The organism is Enterocloster sp. OA13, from assembly GCF_022440595.1.
Taxonomy (GTDB): domain Bacteria; phylum Bacillota; class Clostridia; order Lachnospirales; family Lachnospiraceae; genus Enterocloster; species Enterocloster hominis.
Window position 1 is genome coordinate 5,213,332 of record NZ_JAKNTF010000001.1, and the last position, 18,739, is coordinate 5,232,070.

At 50.7% G+C, this 18,739-nt stretch carries 17 protein-coding genes; 4 read left to right on the forward strand and 13 right to left on the reverse strand.

The window, feature by feature from the left end; all coding sequences use genetic code 11:
• Positions 1–371: 371 nt before the first annotated feature.
• The 3 genes from asnS (at position 372) to MCJ35_RS23050 (ending at position 4,799) form a co-directional block, all read left to right on the forward strand.
• Positions 372–1,763 (forward strand): asparagine--tRNA ligase, encoded by a 1,392-nt coding sequence (gene asnS / locus MCJ35_RS23040; protein WP_025485071.1) that lies wholly within the window; start codon positions 372–374, stop codon positions 1,761–1,763.
• Between the two features lie 99 nt (positions 1,764–1,862).
• The gene (locus tag MCJ35_RS23045; RefSeq protein ID WP_008720667.1) at positions 1,863–2,933 is read left to right on the forward strand and encodes a metallophosphoesterase family protein; all 1,071 of its coding nucleotides are present in this window, start codon (positions 1,863–1,865) and stop codon (positions 2,931–2,933) included.
• Between the two features lie 3 nt (positions 2,934–2,936).
• Positions 2,937–4,799, forward strand: coding sequence for an ATP-binding protein (locus tag MCJ35_RS23050; RefSeq protein WP_008720669.1), 1,863 nt, complete (start codon positions 2,937–2,939; stop codon positions 4,797–4,799).
• 203 nt (positions 4,800–5,002) lie between these two features.
• On the opposite strand, the gene MCJ35_RS23055 is transcribed toward MCJ35_RS23050, so the two are convergent.
• The 7 genes from MCJ35_RS23055 to MCJ35_RS23085 are packed head-to-tail and all read right to left on the reverse strand — an operon-like array spanning position 5,003 to position 11,562.
• Positions 5,003–5,164, reverse strand: a complete 162-nt coding sequence (locus tag MCJ35_RS23055; protein WP_155858453.1) for a DUF6171 family protein — start codon at positions 5,162–5,164, stop codon at positions 5,003–5,005.
• Positions 5,134–6,078 carry an AEC family transporter gene (locus MCJ35_RS23060; RefSeq protein WP_025485070.1) on the reverse strand — a complete coding sequence of 315 codons (945 nt, stop codon included), beginning with the start codon at positions 6,076–6,078 and terminating at the stop codon, positions 5,134–5,136. The genes MCJ35_RS23055 and MCJ35_RS23060 overlap by 31 nt, the downstream gene beginning before the upstream one ends.
• Positions 6,078–8,075: a right-handed parallel beta-helix repeat-containing protein gene (locus MCJ35_RS23065; protein WP_025485069.1), complete on the reverse strand. Its 1,998-nt coding sequence runs from the start codon at positions 8,073–8,075 to the stop codon at positions 6,078–6,080. Before MCJ35_RS23065 ends, MCJ35_RS23060 begins: the two co-directional genes overlap by 1 nt.
• Positions 8,076–8,122: 47 nt before the next feature.
• Complete coding sequence (locus tag MCJ35_RS23070) at positions 8,123–8,962, reverse strand: carbohydrate ABC transporter permease (RefSeq protein WP_008720692.1); 840 nt, start codon at positions 8,960–8,962, stop codon at positions 8,123–8,125.
• A complete protein-coding gene (locus MCJ35_RS23075) occupies positions 8,959–9,930 on the reverse strand; it encodes a carbohydrate ABC transporter permease (protein WP_081739166.1) in 972 nt (323 codons plus the stop codon). The genes MCJ35_RS23070 and MCJ35_RS23075 overlap by 4 nt, the downstream gene beginning before the upstream one ends.
• Before the next feature lie 35 nt (positions 9,931–9,965).
• Entirely contained in the window at positions 9,966–11,333 is a 1,368-nt protein-coding gene (locus MCJ35_RS23080) for an ABC transporter substrate-binding protein (protein WP_025485067.1), read from the reverse strand.
• A 37-nt stretch (positions 11,334–11,370) separates the two neighbouring features.
• Positions 11,371–11,562, reverse strand: coding sequence for a hypothetical protein (locus MCJ35_RS23085; RefSeq protein WP_025485066.1), 192 nt, complete (start codon positions 11,560–11,562; stop codon positions 11,371–11,373).
• Between the two features lie 176 nt (positions 11,563–11,738).
• On the opposite strand from MCJ35_RS23085, the gene MCJ35_RS23090 reads away from it, so the two are divergent.
• Complete coding sequence (locus tag MCJ35_RS23090; protein WP_008720698.1) at positions 11,739–11,906, forward strand: hypothetical protein; 168 nt, start codon at positions 11,739–11,741, stop codon at positions 11,904–11,906.
• 183 nt (positions 11,907–12,089) lie between these two features.
• Here MCJ35_RS23090 and MCJ35_RS23095 read toward each other — a convergent pair whose 3' ends face one another.
• The 6 genes from MCJ35_RS23095 to MCJ35_RS23120 all read right to left on the reverse strand — a co-directional run bounded on the left by MCJ35_RS23095 (position 12,090) and on the right by MCJ35_RS23120 (position 18,712).
• Complete coding sequence (locus MCJ35_RS23095; protein WP_008720702.1) at positions 12,090–13,199, reverse strand: hypothetical protein; 1,110 nt, start codon at positions 13,197–13,199, stop codon at positions 12,090–12,092.
• Between the two features lie 174 nt (positions 13,200–13,373).
• Positions 13,374–14,144: an SDR family NAD(P)-dependent oxidoreductase gene (locus MCJ35_RS23100; RefSeq protein ID WP_008720703.1), complete on the reverse strand. Its 771-nt coding sequence runs from the start codon at positions 14,142–14,144 to the stop codon at positions 13,374–13,376.
• A 279-nt stretch (positions 14,145–14,423) separates the two neighbouring features.
• Positions 14,424–15,536 carry a glycoside hydrolase family 172 protein gene (locus MCJ35_RS23105; RefSeq protein ID WP_025485065.1) on the reverse strand — a complete coding sequence of 371 codons (1,113 nt, stop codon included), beginning with the start codon at positions 15,534–15,536 and terminating at the stop codon, positions 14,424–14,426.
• Between the two features lie 53 nt (positions 15,537–15,589).
• A complete protein-coding gene (locus MCJ35_RS23110) occupies positions 15,590–16,420 on the reverse strand; it encodes a carbohydrate ABC transporter permease (RefSeq protein ID WP_025485063.1) in 831 nt (276 codons plus the stop codon).
• Between the two features lies 1 nt (position 16,421).
• Complete coding sequence (locus MCJ35_RS23115; RefSeq protein ID WP_025485062.1) at positions 16,422–17,324, reverse strand: carbohydrate ABC transporter permease; 903 nt, start codon at positions 17,322–17,324, stop codon at positions 16,422–16,424.
• 68 nt (positions 17,325–17,392) lie between these two features.
• Entirely contained in the window at positions 17,393–18,712 is a 1,320-nt protein-coding gene (locus tag MCJ35_RS23120) for an ABC transporter substrate-binding protein (protein WP_025485061.1), read from the reverse strand.
• Positions 18,713–18,739 lie beyond the last annotated feature (27 nt).

Sequence of the window (18,739 nt, forward strand, 5' to 3'; positions counted from 1 at the left end):
TAAATTTATTTCACCGTTTTTGTGCATTTTTCCGACATTTTCTTCCTAAAATATCCATTTAGCACCGATTTTCCCCATATCTAGTGCCTCATAATGGATTTTACCACTAAATATCCCACCCCCACCCTGTGTATTTTGTCTGATTCCGGTCAAATGTCTGTATGAACATCATACCAGATAAATCCTGCCTTATAACTGTTAATTTCTGCCACTGTCATGTCCGATTAGCACGCATTATAAATAGGAAGACAGAATAATCTTGAAACATTACGGGAAATATCTTATAATCACGTATATGTAGTTACCGTCCATTTCCTGGGGAATTGGGGATACTGTATGAAAAGAGAGAAAAGAAAAGGAGATTATCAGTCATGGATCTGATTACCGTAAGAGAACTTTATAAGCATCCGGAGAATTATCTGGATAAGGAAGTAAGCATTGGAGGGTGGGTCCGCAGTCTGCGCGATTCCAAGGCCTTTGGCTTTATTGTAGTAAGCGACGGAAGTTATTTTGAGACACTTCAGGTTGTGTATCACGACAGCCTTTCTAATTTTACAGAGATATCCAGGATGAACGTGGGCACCGCCATCATCGTGAAGGGAACCCTGGTGGCCACGCCCCAGGCCAAGCAGCCATTTGAAATCCAGGCCACTGAAGTAACCGTGGAAGGAGCATCCGCCTCCGACTACCCCCTTCAGAAAAAGCGCCACTCCTTTGAATACCTGCGCACCATCTCGCATCTCCGTCCCAGGACCAATACGTTCCAGGCCGTTTTCCGTGTGCGCTCCCTGATTGCATATGCCATCCACCAGTATTTCCAGGAAAGGGATTTCGTATATGTACACACGCCGCTGATTACAGGCAGCGACTGTGAGGGCGCCGGGGAAATGTTCCAGGTAACCACCCTGGACCTGAACAACATCCCAAAGACAGAGGACGGCAAGGTGGATTTCAGCCAGGACTTCTTTAACAAGGCAACCAACCTGACCGTAAGCGGACAGCTCAACGCCGAGACCTATGCAATGGCATTCCGCAACGTATATACCTTTGGCCCTACCTTCCGCGCCGAGAATTCCAACACGGCACGCCATGCAGCAGAGTTCTGGATGATTGAACCTGAGATGGCATTTGCGGACCTGGACGACGACATGCGTCTGGCCGAAGGCATGCTCAAGTATATCATCCGGTTTGTCCTGGAACATGCGCCTGAGGAAATGAACTTCTTCAACCAGTTTGTGGACAAGGGCCTTCTGGAGCGCCTTAACAATGTCCTCAATTCGGAATTTGGACACATTACTTACACGGATGCAGTGGAACTGCTTGAGAAGCACAACGACGAGTTCGACTACAAGGTATCCTGGGGCTGCGACCTTCAGACAGAGCATGAACGCTATCTGACTGAGAAGGTCTTCAAAAAGCCTGTATTCGTAACCGACTATCCAAAGGAAATCAAGGCCTTCTATATGAAGATGAACCCGGACAACAAGACGGTTGCAGCGGTTGACTGTCTTGTACCGGGCATCGGTGAAATCATCGGAGGCAGCCAGAGGGAAGACAACCTGGATAAGCTGGTGGCAAGGATGGACGAGCTTGGCCTTCGCAAGGAAGACTACGATTTCTACCTGGATTTAAGGAAATACGGCTCAACCCGCCACGCCGGCTTCGGTCTTGGCTTTGAACGCTGCGTCATGTATCTGACCGGCATGGGCAACATCCGTGACGTTGTGCCATTCCCAAGAACCGTTAATAACTGCGAGCTGTAAAGAATATCCGGTACAGCATTGCCGTACTGCCCGCCCGGGACATTTTCCATCAATGCCCCGGGCGGGGGCGCGCCAACCACAAACCAACAGGAGGCAGACATGAAATTCATCCACACCGGGGATATCCACTGGGGTATGTGTCCCGATGCCAGCAAGCCATGGGGCAAGGAACGTGCCCAGGCCATCAAAGATACCTTCCGGATAATCATTGAACATACAAAAGAGATGGATGCGGACTGCTTATTCATCAGCGGGGACCTGTTCCACAGGCAGCCGTTAATGAAGGACCTGAAGGAGGTCAATTACCTTTTTTCTTCCATTCCCTCCACAAAGGTCATCATCATAGCAGGCAACCACGACCGTATACGGGATAATTCCGCCCTTTTGAGTTTTACATGGAGTCCCAATGTGACATTCCTGATGGATGAGAGCCTGACTTCTGTTTACTTTGAGGATATCAACACGGAAGTGCACGGCTTCAGCTACCACCGCACCGAGATTAAGGAGCCGCTTCTGGACGACATCCAGGTTCCCTTAAACAGCAGGATCCAGATTCTCATGGCCCATGGCGGCGATGCGTCCCATCTGCCCATCAACTTTAACAGCCTGGAGCTGTCCCCATTTTCCTACATAGCCCTTGGACATATCCACAAGCCGCACATCGTGGGCGAGGGAAAGATGGCTTACTGCGGTTCCCCCGAGCCGCTGGATTTGACGGAAACAGGCGCCCATGGATACTATGCGGGAGAGGTGCATCCCCTCACAAGAAAGCTTGTAAGCCTGCAGTTCATCCCGGCGGCAAGCCTTCAGTACATCCCCCTGGCGGTGAATGTATCCAAGGACACCACCAATGGGGAACTGTCTGACCGGATTGCCAGGGAGATTGAGAACCGGGGCGAACAGAATATCTACCGGTTCCGGTTAAAGGGCATGAGGGATCCTGACATTGAGTTCGACCTGGAACAGCTTTCCTCACGCTTCAGGATAGCCGAGATCCTGGATGATTCTGAGCCCCAGTATGACTTTTCAGCCCTGTTTGCAGAGCATTCCAGCGACATGATAGGATTTTTTATCCAGGCCCTCCAAAAAGAAGACATGAGTCCTGTGGAAAAGAAGGCGTTGTATTACGGGGTCAACGCACTGCTTCGGACCACGGATGAAAGGAGCTGAACCATGAAGATACTGAGTCTGCACATTGACGGCTTCGGCAAGCTTCACGACCAGGACATCTCCTTTCAGGACGGGATGAATGTGGTCTACGGCAAGAATGAAGCCGGCAAATCCACGCTGCACACATTTATAAAAGGCATGCTGTTCGGCCTGGAACGTCAAAGGGGACGGGCCGCCAGAAATGATACCTACAGCAGATACGAACCATGGCAGGGAAGCGGCACCTATGAAGGATGGCTCCGCCTGGAAAGCGAAGGACAGGTTTACCGCATCCAGCGCAGGTTCCACAAGCGGGGCAGGGAACTGACCATTGTCAATGAAACCCTTGGCAGGGAACTGGAACCCACCAAGGCGCTTTTAGACCAGCTGCGCTGCGGCCTTTCCGAAACCGCTTACGACAACACCATCAGCATTGGCCAGCTCAAATGCGCCACGGACGGAGGGATGGTTTCCGAACTGAGGAATTACATTGCCAACCTGAACACCTCGGGGAGCATTGCCCTTAACATAACCAAGGCAACCGCCTACTTAAAGGCCCAGCGCCGCGAGCTGGAAAACCAGATGGTACCGGAAGCAGCAAGGAGCTATGCAGCCCTGTTAGGGGAAATCCGCAAGATTGAACAGGAGATATCCGCGCCCGAATATGCCAACCAGCTGATTGCCTGCCGCACCAGGAAAATGGAAATCCGGCAGCAGCTGGACAACCTTCAGAAGGAAAAGGAAGGGCTGCTGGAAAAGACAGCCAAGGGACGCCAGATTCTTCTTGGCAGTCAGTTCACGGACCGGGATTCTGTCCAGGTCTATATGGACGACACCAAGAAGCTTTACAGTGAATATGAGGTGACCAGGGCGGCCTGCAACAGGAAATCCAGGACGGTCTGGGCAGTCCTGTTATTCATGGTGACCCTGGCCTGCGGCGGTTTTGCCGGCCTATGTCTTGGCGCGCCTCAGATAATCCATGATGCCGTCAGGCTGCCAATCCACATGGCCGCGGCGGCTGGGATTACAGGCGGGATTGCGGCGGCTGCCCTTGTGACTGCCATCCTGCAGCTGAACAAGAACCGGCGCTTCAAAAAGGAGCTGGAGACCAATACAAGGCTGCTTCAGGAGATATTCGCACGCCACCTGGGGGATTCATCCATATCGCCGGAGGCCATGAACGCCCTGGAGGCCAAGATGGCTGAGTTCCTCCGCCTGAGCAAGGCCGTGGAACAGTCAGAGCAGACCTTAAACCAGCTGTCGGAAGAAATCAGCAGCCTGCAGGCCAACGAGGAAGTATTCTCCGGGGAAATCGAACAGCAGCAGCGCATCCAGTGGGAACTGGAACAGAAGCTGGAGCACCTGGCTGACTGCCGGACCAGGGCTGAGGGGTTAAAGCAGATACTGGCTGAAAATGAACGCGCCCAGGAGGAGCTGAACGCTATCGACCTGGCCCAGGACACAATGACCGCCCTTTCCACCACCATCCGGGACTCCTTTGGCCTGTATCTGAACAAAACAGCCTCAGACCTGATTTCAGGCATTACGGGAGGCATCTATACCAGCATGAGCATCAACGAAAACATGGACGTATTCATGAACACCCCCGGCAAGCTGGTGCCCATCGAACAGGTCAGCAGCGGCACCATGGACCAGATTTATCTGGCGGTCCGCCTGGCGGCGGCCAAACTGATCCAGAACGGCCGCGACTCCATGCCCCTTATCTTTGACGACAGCTTTGTGCTGTATGATGATGAGCGTCTGAAGACAGCGCTTAAATGGCTGGTGAAGGCTTATGACAGCCAGATCATCATATTCACGTGCCATCAGAGGGAGGCACAGTTATTGACGGCGAACCAGATACGGTATCATCTGGTGACGATTTAGAGGGAAGAGGTTTTAAGGCTTTCCTGAGCTGCCGCTTATTAAAATGCGGACAGGAAGCATGGCGCTTCCAACCATTGAGTTGGGATGGGGCCATGCTTCCTGTTTGTTTTTGTCTGTTTATCTGCTATATGCGTATTTGCTGCGCGCTCATCTGTTTGGCACGCATCTGTTATCTGTCTGTTATCCAATGGATTACCATCATACTACCATCTGGATGGGGTGTCGGCACAGCGGTTATGCGTCTTTGCCGCACGCAGGGCTGCAAAGCAGCCGCAGAGCCTGCATATCCCATTACTTAAAAATTCACACCGGCTGCAGGAGGACATCCCATCCCCTATATAACCCCCAAGGATTTCATCACCCATATCCCCACCGGAAGTGTAACCGCTGAAAGCAGCATGGAAACCGTAATAATCGCCGCCCCCAGTTCTCCGTCCCCGCCCATCTTCTTGGTTACAATATATACATTCATGGCCGATGGGACTGCAAACATCACAAATGCCGTTACAATCTGCTCCGGGCTGAATCCCATCCATTGCATTGGGACTGCAAATACAAGGGGTGTGACCACCACTTTATAAATCGCCCCAAACCCAATCCATGTCCCTCTGCCTGCAAAGGACGAAGGCCTGATACCTGCTCCGATTAATATAAGGGCCATGGGCGTTGACATCTGCCCCAGGTAGGATAGTGACTTCTCAGCCACAGACGGAAGCCGGATTCCCAGCAGTGAAAATGGCAGGGCTGCGAGAATGGCCACAATCATGGGATTCGTTAAAATATCCTTAAGCATCCTCTTCCAGCTGACCTTCCTGCCTGAGGGGTCATAGTAAGACAGGACAATGGTGGCCAGTACATTGTAAAAGGGGAGTACAAAGGTAACCACCATAATGGTGGAGGGAATGGATTCCCTGCCCAGTATGCTCTGACAGATAGGAAGTCCCAGATACACAAAATTCCCCCTGAACGCACTATGGACAACAGCGCTGACAGCCGTCCTGTCCCTGACTAAAAAAACACATAAAATCCAGGCCCCTGCAAAAGCCGCACAGGTACAGAGTAATAAATAGGCAGTAAATCCCACGTCCAGGCAGTCAGAAAAGTTGCTGCGGGATACATCCAGGAATAATTTAGCCGGAAGCGCGGTATAAAAGACCAATGACGTGGCCTGTCCCACAAAATCCCCTGTTAATATACTGTGCCGCCCCAAATAGAAACCGATGCCCATTACCATGAATACAGGTATGACTGAATTAAGGCTGAAAGCTAAATGTTCCATTACAATACCAGCCTCATTTCACTTAGTCCTGAATCCGTTGCGGTACATTCAAACGGTCCCGGCGTTGGATGCTGCCCCCGCTTTCTGCCTGAGAAATCCTCATCTATCCTCACTGGCGAGCCATCCGGGTTCTCATATGGCTGCTCTGTTTCAAAGGACATTCCTAACATGGAGGTGGAAATAAATTCCGTCTCCATCCGTGGCAGATAATCATAGAGATTGGTGCTGAAATAATACGAACCTTCCTTCTCAATCAAGTTAAAATAGACCCGGTTCTCCGTATCAACATGATTCAGCTGTTCCTTGACGTAAGGCCTGGCTCCGTTAAAGTATGCATTACCGCTGATATATACGGGCAGATGACTGTTATAATCATAACGGCGCCCCCAGGAAGTGTCCGGTGTCCCTTCATCCGTAAACTGATGATAATACTCATCATGAAGCGGATAATCATCATAGATATGCAGGCCAGCTTCAATATTCACCTGCGGGTTCATCCCAACCAGCCTGGCCACCTCAGGATTCCTGACCTGTCTTTTCTCCTGAGGCAGGTCCGGCTGGATGAATATATTGTTGTAGAACCGGTCATCACCGTTATTGATAGTCATACACCCCATTATATCTGTCTCATGGGGGAAATGATATGGTGTGAACCTTCCCTCAGAGCTTCCGATATCAATGGGACCCGCAATTATATTGTGGACAAAGGCCAGGCCCTGGGAGCGTTCCCTGAGCGCAAACCGGGAAAGGAACAGGTTATTATCGACAAGGGCCGGCCCATGGCTTACTTCTATGTACAGATCCTCGCTGGTGCGGGTATCCTCCTCCCCATGATTATCGTGGAACAGATTGCAGGAGACCCGTGTTCCCTGGGTCTGCCAGTCCAGCCATATCCCCCTGTGGCAATGATGGATATGGTTGCGGCGTATCACTGTGTCAATCGCACCGTGCAGCTTAATCCCGCCCAGTTCAGAACCGCTGAACTCCCCATATGTATTAATATGATGAATCTCGTTTCCCTCAATCAGGGAGAAGATTCCCCCCAAGTGGCCCACGATACCGGTCTGACCGCAGTTAAATATCCGGTTGCGCCGGACAATATGGGAACCCACCGTCTCCCTGCTCCATCCTGTATGCTGCGCATAATGTACCAGGTCGCGCTCCAGCTGGGTTCCTGATTTAACACGTTCCTTTGTCCAACGGTTATCTGATGGGTGCCTGCACTTGCCCAGGCTGATGCCCGAACACCGGGAATCTGAAATGACACAGTCCTCAATAATCCACCCCAGACTCCAATGCGGGCCAATCAGCCCATCCTGGAATGCAGTGGGCGGTGCCCATTGGGTTGCCGCCTGCCTGAGTGTGAACCCGGACACAGTGATATAATCCATCCCCGTTTGCTCCGGGAAGAATACCCTGGGACGCACATTAATCTCCACAAGATTTCCATGGGGCGCCCCGTCCGGGAACCTGGCATATATGACAGTGACATCCCCATCCTGCTCCGTATACCACTTGTGCTTCCTGGAATATTCCCTGTCCCACGCCCATTCTAATGGTTCATCATTCCAAAGCTTATCAAGGCAGTCCTCCTCATAAAGGGCCTGTCCATTAAAGTATACCTGCCCTGTATGGTTTATCCTCCCAAGCCCCCGGTACCAGTCTCCCCCAACCTGGGTAGTATATGGATTGTAACCGCCGAAAAAACCGCCAGGTATCCTTGTCATCCATATATCGTCCCTGACATGTTCCCATTCCCTTATCTCCTCTGCCCCGCTGATGACCGCCGCCCCCGGCGCCTGGGAACGGTATACGATCCGGTTCCGGTCAGAGGTTCCGCCATTTTTAGGGTTCACACACTCCCGGTATATTCCTGGAGCCACAATGACCGTATCACCGGGCCGGGCAGCTTCTGCGGCCTGGCTGATCCTGCGAAAAGGCGCCTGTTGGGAACCGTCACCCCATAACGGTCCATCTGCAGATACATAATAATTCATAACATACCCTCCTTCAATGTAGTACTGACTATTGTGCAGCAGCGCACCTATCCCTTGACCGCTCCCTGTGTCAAACCGTTGGATATCTGCTCCTGGGCGGAAAAATAAGCGATTATGACCGGCAGGGAGCTGATGAATACAGCACACATGATGGCAGGTATGTTAACCGCTGCTTCTCCGTAAAAGTTCTTAAGGCCAACAGGAAGCGTCATCCTGTCCTTGCTGTCAACCAGCGTCATTGCGTATATGAACTCATTCCATGTATGGAGGATATCATAAATAATGACCGTGGATACAGCCGGTTTGGCCAGCGGCATGATGATCCGTCCATACAGTGAAAACGGTCCGCACCCGTCTATGATGGCCGCTTCCTCTATCTCATGGGGTATGTCCCTGAAAAACTGGGTTATTATAACCGTGGAGATTGGAATGCTGAAGCTTACATACGGACCAATCAGGGCAATCAGATGATTGTAAATATTCAAATCCTTGGAGATGACATAAATCGGTATCAGCGTTGTGTGTACGGGAATCATCATACCTATCATGATGACTGCAAATAATAATTCAGCCCCCTTAAAACGCAGCTTGGATATGGCAAAGCTTACCATGGTGGAGCAGATGACAACCAGACACACCGCTGAAACACACACAATGATGCTGTTGAGGAAATACCGTAAAAAATCGCCTGTAAGGACCAGCTTGAAATTGTCCAGGCAGAAGGACGCCGGAAGTCCCCATGCGCTTCCAAAATACTCCTTTTGGGTTTTAAAGGATGTCATGACAATGAATATGAATGGATATACAGTGACAACTGTTATGGCCAGACATAAAAAGTACTGAAACACACGGAATATCCCCTTTAAAAGACCTGCATTACCGTTCATCCAGCCTTCCTCCTCCCTGTCCTGCCGGACCCGCTGCCAATATCCCCAAATGCCGCGGTTGCACCATAGTACACAATGGCAAACGTACCGCAGAACAGGAACAGGAAACTGGCAATGGCGCTGGCATAGCCCATGTTCCAGCCCTGGATTCCCTGCTTATACAGATAGGTTGCAACTAACTCGCTGGCGCCTCCCGGACCGCCTCCCGTCATGATCCAGATTAAATCAAAATACTTTAAGGAACCTACAATATTCAGAAGGGCAGCCGTACGTATGGTGGGCAGCAGCAGGGGAAAGGTCACATTCCAGAAACACTGCCAGCTGTTGGCCCCATCCAGCATGGCTGATTCCATCAATTCGCCTGGCACATTGGTCAGGCCGGCCTTCAGCAATATCATATAAAATGGAATGAAGGTCCAGCAGATTACAATCAGCACACATGGCAGGGCATAGGCCGGCTCTCCCAGCCACCCTTTAACCATGCCGCCTTTTCCAATCCCGCGCAGGACAGCCTGAAGAAGACCGAAATTAGGGTCATATATCAGGTTCCATAATATACCCGTGGCCGAAGTGGAAAGAAGCACAGGTAAAAACCAGAGCGCTTTAAAAATACGCACGCCTTTCAGCCTGGAATTAATCAGCAGCGCCAGTATCAAGGCCCCGGGCAGCTGGATACAGATGGATGTTACCATTAACACCAGATTATTCTTAAGGGCATGCCATACATTGGGGTCATGGACCAGACGGATCCAGTTATCCCACCCTGCCCAACCCGTGGACATGATGCCATTCCAGTCCAGAAAGCTGAAATAGATTGTTTTGGCAATGGCAAACACATTATAAAAACCATAGAACAACAGGGTCGGCGCAATAAACACCAGGATGGTCAGAACACGTCTGACAGATTTAGGCTTGCCCTTATCCTGACCAGGGATGCAAAGCCCTGTTGTCTCCGTATTATCAGACATAGGCCCTCCTTTGCCTTATACATATGAATGAACTATCATTTAAGCGGTCCGTAACAATCAACAGCTGCCCGTTCCAGGCTTGCAGCCACTTCCTCCGGGGTCATGGTCCCGCCATAAAGGGCCTGCGTATAGTCCTTGAATGCCTCACCCAGTTCTGCAACAAACTGCTGGTCATAGAAGTTCTGGGTCCAGTCAGCCTTAATCAGGTTGTCAAACTGCTCCTGGACCAGCGGGTCCTCAATCCTTACATCCTTTGCACCTGTAAAGCTGTTGCCTGCATCGATATAGTCCTGGCTGAAATCAGCATTGGTCAGGTAATACAGGAAGTCCGCTGCCATCTCTGGATACTCACACCGGGATGATATGGAGAATACGTTGCCCCCGGCAACAATGCCCACTTCCCCCGAGTCATTACAGGCCGGATATGGGAATGTGCCCACCTTTTCATAAAACTCCGCGTCCTCTGCCACACAGTTGCTTAAGAATCCATTGGTCATGATGAACATGGCCGCAACTTCATTATAAAACAGCATACGGCTGCCGCCCGCATTATGGTCAATACCATTGGTCCCGTCCGGATAATAGCCCTTCCTGGAAAAATCCGCAAGACGCCGGCCGGCTTCTATGAAATACTCATTATCAAAGGACATGGTACGGTCCGAAAGCCCCTTTGACATCTCCTCTCCCCCCAGGTTCACACCCAGCATGGTGTATTCCAGAAGACCGGGCCACTTGTTCTTATTCCCTAAGGCAAAGGGGATGTATCCTGCTTCCTTCAGCCTCGCGCATACCGTATCCAGTTCTTCCCATGTCCTGGGCACATCCAGGTTAAGGTCCTTAAAAATCTCCGTATTATAGAATACAACAGACGGCGCAATCCCGATACCCATCCCATAAATCCTGTCATCAAAGGTGGAAATCCCAAATTCAAAATCATAATACTCATCTTTATAGGGCGCGATTAAATCAGTGATGTCCGCCACCAATCCGTATTCAATATAGGACTTTAACACATCGCCGCCCCAGTTCATGAACACATCCGGGATGTCGGCCGCCCCTGCGCCCATTACTGTCTTAATCTTAGTCTTGTACGCATCGCTGTCAAGGCGGGTCTGCTCCACCGTTACATTCGGATAAGCCTTATTAAAACGGGCGATTGCGTTATCATACATCTGCTGGCGCACATCATCGGTCGCGCCGTGCCAGAAACTCAGGGTGTACGTCACATCACTCTTAATACCGGGATCCGCTTCCAGGGATCCGTCCTCCCCCGCCTTTGCAGGTGCAGTTTCTTGGGGTTCCACTGCCGCTGTGGAGGCAGGTTCCCCGCTGCCCGCACACCCCATCATACTGCTGCCCGCCAATACCGCTGCCATCACCATTGCCGCAAGTCTTTTCCTCATAATGTCCCTCTCCTTTTCATTTGCTCACATCATGTCCCTATGTGTTCCCTTCATGGTTCCCGTCCGCCACCTCAGATTCTTCCTTCAAAGCTCTTAAGCCGGCCATGACAAGTTCACGTATCATACAGGACCGTGAACGGTCATAGAACCATTCTTTCTTTTCCCTGTCCAGGATGGCTTCAATATCAGGCGTCACTACAAAAGATAATTTCTTCCGCCCGGAATCCATGAATATCACCTCCATTATCGATGGTTCAGAACCAATGAACCTGTATCAATTATAGTTCATAGGTTCTGAACCTGTCAAGGCTTTTGGCGTACACTTTTTTGTCTCTTTTAGTATCCTTTTTTGCTTGACAGAACGTATGAACCTGGGTATCATATGAACTAAGGAGGGATTGAATCATGCCTACAGAGAAGCCGCGCTATACGATTATTGTTGATAATGATTTATTAAAACAAATTGATGATTTCCGCTTTGAAAACCGCTTTCCAAGCCGTTCCGCCGCCACACTGGAACTGATCCGCCTTGGCATTGAACAGCTGCGCAGGGAACAGAAGGAACAAAAGTAAGCGGAAGGACATGATACCGGACATAATCCAGAATAGACATCAAAAGACGCCCATGCACCATCATTTAACCGATGATGCATGGGCGCTCCTGTACAGCAGGATTCATTTTATCCATAAAAAGAGGAGGCGCCAGATCATCCAACCGGATGTCCGGGCGTCCCCCTCCTTCAACTTCCGCTGCCATCACACGCGCTGCTGCGCCTGCCTTGACTCCTTATATACCTCAATCGCCTCCGTAATATTAGAAGCTGACCCGCCCTGAATAAGCCTGGACAGTTCAGAAAGCCTGTCCGGCTCCAGGAACTCCTTGCCCAGATAAGGGCCGAAGGTATCGGTAATCCGTATATTCTGCTGCTTGATGCTGCCCTCCAGCTCCCTCAAAGCCCTTGATGTGCCGTCCAATGCATCCTTAAGGCTGTCCAGGCGCGCCTTGTGGCTGGCTATGATTTCATCCGTGATGATGTTCTTTGTCACGTTCTCAAAGGTGTTCAGGGCGTCCTTTTTCTTAGAGGTAATCTCTGACAGTTCCTGTTCCACGCACGCTATCTCATCATCATATTTCTCAAGGTCATAGATATCCTCATTGCCATCCCGCTGGATTGTATGGGTGATGACCTTAATCTTCTTCTGGTTGGAGCGGAGGGTGTTGCGTATGGCCCGTCCCCGCTTTAAGGCGTCCTGGTGGCGGAGCCTTGTCTTATTCCCCACCAGCACATACAATCCCCCAAACAGCAGCACGTCCAGGAAATACACCGCGGCCAGGTACCACATCTGGCGTTCCGGCAGCAGGAAAAAGTATACCCCGCAGGGCACTGCCAGGAAACAAACGGTCAGGGTCAGGAGGAACAGCATGATTTCCTTCAGGCCTCCCGGATAATACAGCGCATAGTAAAATGTACTGTTACAGAATGACGGCACCCTTTCCTTCTGGAACAAGGTCCTCATCTGCACCTTTAAATCCCTGTTATGCTCCCTTAGCTCACTGGTCTCTTCGGCTATCCGCTCCTTCATTCCCCGGCTCTTGGCCTTCTCGCGTTTTGCCCTTGCTTTTTTCAGCCGCTCCTGCCCCTTGGCAATCTCCTTATCATAGCTGGAACTAATCTCCTCCAGCCGCTTTTTAACGGTCTGGTTAACAGCATCCGTAACAGCCCTGCCTGCTGTCTCCAGTTCCCGTTCCTGCTCCTCTTCCAATGCTTCCAGCTGACCCGCCGTATTCTGGTCACAGTCCAGACGGTACACCGCATCCCTGGCGTCTGCCAGGAACTTTACATAATCCGTAATTGCCTGTCCCACCTGCATTTCCTCCTTATGGGAACTTTTGTAACTATGTATAGCTTACTACAAATCACCCCTTCGGGCAAGGGATGTTACAAAAAGTTCAAATATGACAGAAATATGTCGCCAAAAGGAGGATTTTCAGGGATTCAGGACACTGTGGGGTGTCTGGAAACTGCCCTGCGGATGGGGTTAAGGCTTCATCCCCACGCCGCCCTGGATAAACAGGGTATCCCCTGTTATATACTTTGCATCATAGCTGGCCAGGAACACACATACCTTACCGATATCCTTCTGCGCATCCCCGTACCGTCCAAGAGGAATCTCATCCAGGTTTTTCTTAAACATCTCCGGATTTTCCTGCCCCCACTGGGCCAGCTTATCCGTCATGACCAGAGGAAGGACTACGTTCACATTAATATCATATGGTCCCCATTCATTGGCGGCCACCCTGGACAGGCCGCGGATTCCTTCCTTTGCGGCTGCGTAGGAGCTTTGTCCGGGCTTGCCGGAGATTCCTGCGCCGGATGCGAAGTTAATGACCGAGCCATGGGTCTCCTTCAGATATGGAAATGCATGCTTCATATAGAAAAAGGTTGCGTATAACCCGGAATAGATGGCCTTGTCAAAATCCGCCTGGGTGTGTTCCACCAGGGTAAGTCCGGAAGCCGAGGTCTGGGCGCTGTTAATCAGCACGTTCAGCTTGCCGAAATGCTCCACGCCTTTTTCAATGGCAGCCTTGACCTGGTCCTCATTGGAACCGTCCGCCACACAGATTACCACATCCGTGCCAAAATCTTTCTCCAGCTCAGCCTTTGTCTTTTCCATGCCTCCGGGGAAGATATCAGTGAGGATCATGCTGGCCCCCTCATCTGCAAACGCCCTGGCCACGCCCCGGGCGATTCCGCCGCCGCCTCCGGTAAGCAGTACAACACGGTCTTCCATTCTTCTTAAATGCTGCATAAACATATCCTCCTTTTTAATAATCCGGGGCAGGCCAGGACAGATTGCCGGGCGTGCCCCAAAAACCAATTTTCAGAAAACTCATCGTGATTACCATTATAGAAGAGAATATTTTTTTGTCAACATCATATTTTTTCGTTAATTAATTATTTATCATTAAATGTTTCCTTATATATTCAGACTTTTTATAATTATACGGATGTAAATTCACCCATTTTCTCCTAGATTTTTACTAAAAATTTTTCAGATTGTAGATATATTTAACAATTTTTTTGAGTTTTATCTAGGCCAGCGCTCCCTGGCACAGGGCAGCGCCTCAAACGCACCGTGGGGTTCCGTCTGATACCAGTAGGCCACGGAAGATAAATCGTCCTGCCGTTCAAACAGTCCCCGGTCACTGACCCCGATCTGCTGGACCGTAACCCGCAGGTCATGGTCAAAGATAACCGGATCCATGAGATGCCACCTGTAAAAGGAACGCATGGGAGGACAGTCGTCATTATGGTATGGATTACGGATATCCGCATCATGGGCAGAATAAAAAGGATATCCTAAAAAAGGGGAGTTATAGTTCGTCTCCACGGTCCGGCCGTCCTCCTGGCGTGCAAAGCTCCAGGAACCGCCAAAATAATCCTCCATCCCGGTCCCGCATATGGTGGGGTATTCCCTGTCCCCGTCAATGTAGAATTTCACTTCCCCTTCCCCCCACCAGTAACGCTCCAGGGTGCTTAATGCAATGAAGGTCCCTACATAATGTCCCCTTCCCCTGATATGATCCGCTATGACATAATCCTTTCCGGGGGAAGTGATTCTCTCACGCCTCCATTGGGCATGGAAATACGCCGTGTCATCCGGAATATGGTCATAAAGGCAATAATCAATCTGGTAAAAAAAGGCCGGAACCGGATCCGCGTGCTGGTTCACAAGTTCAATCCGCGCGCCTGCCCGGAACGGCATCGGGAAATAGCAGTTGAATCCCCTGGCCGGGGCCACCGTGACCGGGACAGAGTCCACCCTGTAATCCGTCCCAAAGCCGCAGCAGAAAAAGTCCCCCAAAGGGCTTTCCACGGAAGGCGCGGTCTCATCATCCCAGTACATGCGCAGTACCAGGTCCCTGAGCACATAGCGCTCAGCATCGGATGTTTTCCGGTCCACGGTCATCCAGATATGGTTGATCACGCCCGCGCCTTCTATCTCCCCCAGGACCACGCTCTCTCCCGGCTGTATATCCTTAAGGCATGGGCAGCCCTTCCTGGACGGCCCCAGCGGCCCTGCGGCCATGCCGCCTTTTCCTTTTTCCCCTGTTGGGTTCTCCGCGTTAATGGCCCTGCTTCTTCCATGCCGTAACATGGGAAGGGCGCCCAGCATACCTGTCATTGAATATTCAAACATTGTATCCTCCCTGTCCTTAGAGCGTGTTTGAAAATCCGCTCCCATCTTTTCCCCTACCCCTTCACCGCTCCGGCCGTCATGCCCTCTGCCACCCACTTATTCAGCACAAAATACACAATCATGGGCGGAAGGATTGATACGGCAATGGCCGCGTACGTGGAACCCCAGTCCACATTCCCAAAGGCCCCCACATAATCCTTAAGGCCCAGGGCTACTGTCTTGGCCGCCTGCTCGCTGATGAATGTGTTGGCGAATATGAAGTCGTTCCATATAAAGATACTGTGCATGGACGCCACCGTAATCACCGTATTCTTAGCCAGCGGGAAAACAATGGAGGTAAAGGTGCGGTATGGGGAACAGCCGTCCACAATGGCAGATTCTATCAGCTCATTGGGAATGAAGCTGTAAAAGCTGACAAACAGCATGACGGACAGTGGCAGCGCAAATCCCACCTGGGGCAGGATCAGTGAAAAGCTGGTGTTGAGTATGTGCATCCTGCTGTAAAAGATAAACAGGGGAATCAGGGTTATCTGAACCGGAATCATGATTCCGAACGTAAAAAACGCATAAATCCTGCCCGTGAGCCTGAACCTGAATTTAGAAATCGCAAACCCCGCCGTGGCGCTCAGGAAAACGATGAGGACAATGGAAACCGCCGTGATTTTAAAGCTGTTCCACATGTACCCCAGGATTTTCCCGTCTGAGAATATCTTAATATAATTTGCCAGGGTAGGCGATTTCGGCAGGGCAAACGGTGCTGCGGACAACTCCGTGGTGGGCTTGATGCTTGCCAGGAACAGCCACAGCACAGGATATAGCTGCACCGCCAAAAACAGGCATATAACAACCAGGAATATTACTTTTCCAATCTTCTTTTTAGCCATGTCATTGTCCCCCCGCGTGTTTTTTCTTTTTTATGAATGTCTTTTCCTCCGACATCACCGCCCGGAGCAGGGCAACCACCAGGATACTTTCTATGATGATGAACACGGACAGCGTGCTTCCATAACCATACTGGTTGCTGGAAAATGCCTTCTTATACATATAGGTAGACATCAGCTCGCTGACATTGCCCGGGCCTCCATTGGTCAGGAGGAACGGTATGTCAAATCCCCTCAGGGCGCCGGTCAGGCACATGGTCAGGGTGAGAAGGATGATCTGACGGATCATGGGAAGCTTAATCCTAATCAGCAGCTGCCAGTCTGTTGCCCCATCCACCCTGGCCGCCTCCATGACTTCCTTATCCAGGGAAATCAGGGCTGCATAGAAGATAACCATATACATCCCGGCAAACCGCCATCCCTCCGGCAGGGATACGGCTGCAAGGACCGTCTTGATATTTGTAAGCCAGCTGATGCTGCGGATGCCAAAAACATTCAATATCTGGTTAATCAGGCCCACGGGTTCGGTGGCATACATGCTTCTGAACAGCTGGGTAACAGCCACCGTAGTAATGATGCACGGAACATAATATAAGGTTTTAATCAGGGCAACGTGCTTTGTCATATAGGTAAGCAGCACTGCAAATATAAGCCCTATCATCAGCTGCATGGACACCACGATGACAAGGTATATCAGGTTATTCACAAAGGCGGTATAGAAGACAGGGTCCCTGAACATATGGATGTAATTATCAAGGCCCACGAACTTTCTGGCGCCAATGCCTCCCCATTCCATAAAACTCAGCCGGATTGACTCCTCAATCGGATAAAACACAGCCAGTATATAAAACAATAAGCCTGGCAGAAGAAATACACAGAACGCCTTCCTGTCCCTTAAAATGCCCATATCCCATTCCCCTTTCCATACCGGCTGCCCCGGGAATCCCAGATACCCGCGGCAGCCATGCAAGCCTTCTATTTAACATTGGAAGCAATGGCGTCATCCACAATCTTTATAAAGTCATCCACTGTCATGTCGCCGGCTGCCAGCAAAAGCATGTTATCCTGCATCACGGTATTTGTGTCCACATCCAGATACGTATCCCATGGCTTCAGGAAATTTTCCCCTGTCTTTTCCATGTCTTCCCGGATCCGTAAATACAGGTCCGTAAACTGGATGTCTCCCGGCAGTTCTGTCTTGATGGGCGACATCTGCATACGTCCGGCATAAATCTTACCATAATTCTCAATCACATACTTTATGAAGTCCTTGGTCTTAGCGTCAAAGGTCTGTGTGTTGAACGCCATGCCGATTCCTGAATTGACACAGAACTCATTGGCTCCTGTCTTTGCGCCTTCTGCGGTCGGAAGATAGAAGTAATCAACCTTGCCTGCGTTGTACGCTTCAAGCATGGCGGCCTGCTCCCAATCCCCTATATAATACATGGCTGACTTTCCGTCCAGGAACATGGACTGGGCCGTGGCGTAATCCGTCGCCCCGAAGCCTTCATTAAAATATTGTCCGATTTCCTGTAAGAATTCCACGGCCTGCCTGCCGGTTTCATCCCCCATGGAGGCCTTTCCGTCCCTCAGGTTAATGATATACTCATTCCCGGTCATCCTGAACGGCATCATTGCAATGTAGCGCTGTACCGGCCACCGGTCGATTCCGTCTACGGAAATCGGTGTAATGCCATTGTCCTTAAGGGTCCTGCAGACATCCAGCCATTCATCCATGGTCTTTGGCACCTCGACGCCATTTTCCTTAAATATGTCCTTATTGTACCAGATCATTTCCACATGATATTCCAGCGGCAGGGTGTACATGGAACCATCCGTAAATTCCTGATAGCGCAGGGCGGTTGGATAGAACCTGTCATAAAGTCCTTCATCCTGTAAGAACTTCTTCACGTCCACAAGATATCCTGCATCCACAAGTTCCTGACAGTAAGGGTCTGCGTCAATATCAATGATGTCCGGCATCTGTCCGCCTGCAATCAGTGTCTTAAGCTTCTGGAGGTAGGAGGGCCTGTCCGCCGTTGTCTCAACCTCTATCTTCCATTTTCCTCCTTTTTCCTTGCCGTACTGCTCGGCAATCTCCCTCATGGTCAGGTCTATTTCCCCGTCCACAGGTCTGGAGGCAAACCATTTGACCACGGTCACATCGCTGTCCGCGTTCCCTTTCCCATTCTCAGAAGCCCCGGACGGACTGCCTGATGGCGTCCCCTGGCCGCATGCCGCCATGGTCAGCATGGCTGCTGCTGTTAATACGATTGCTAACATTCTTTTTTTCATATTCTCTTCTCCTTCTCTGCATTATGA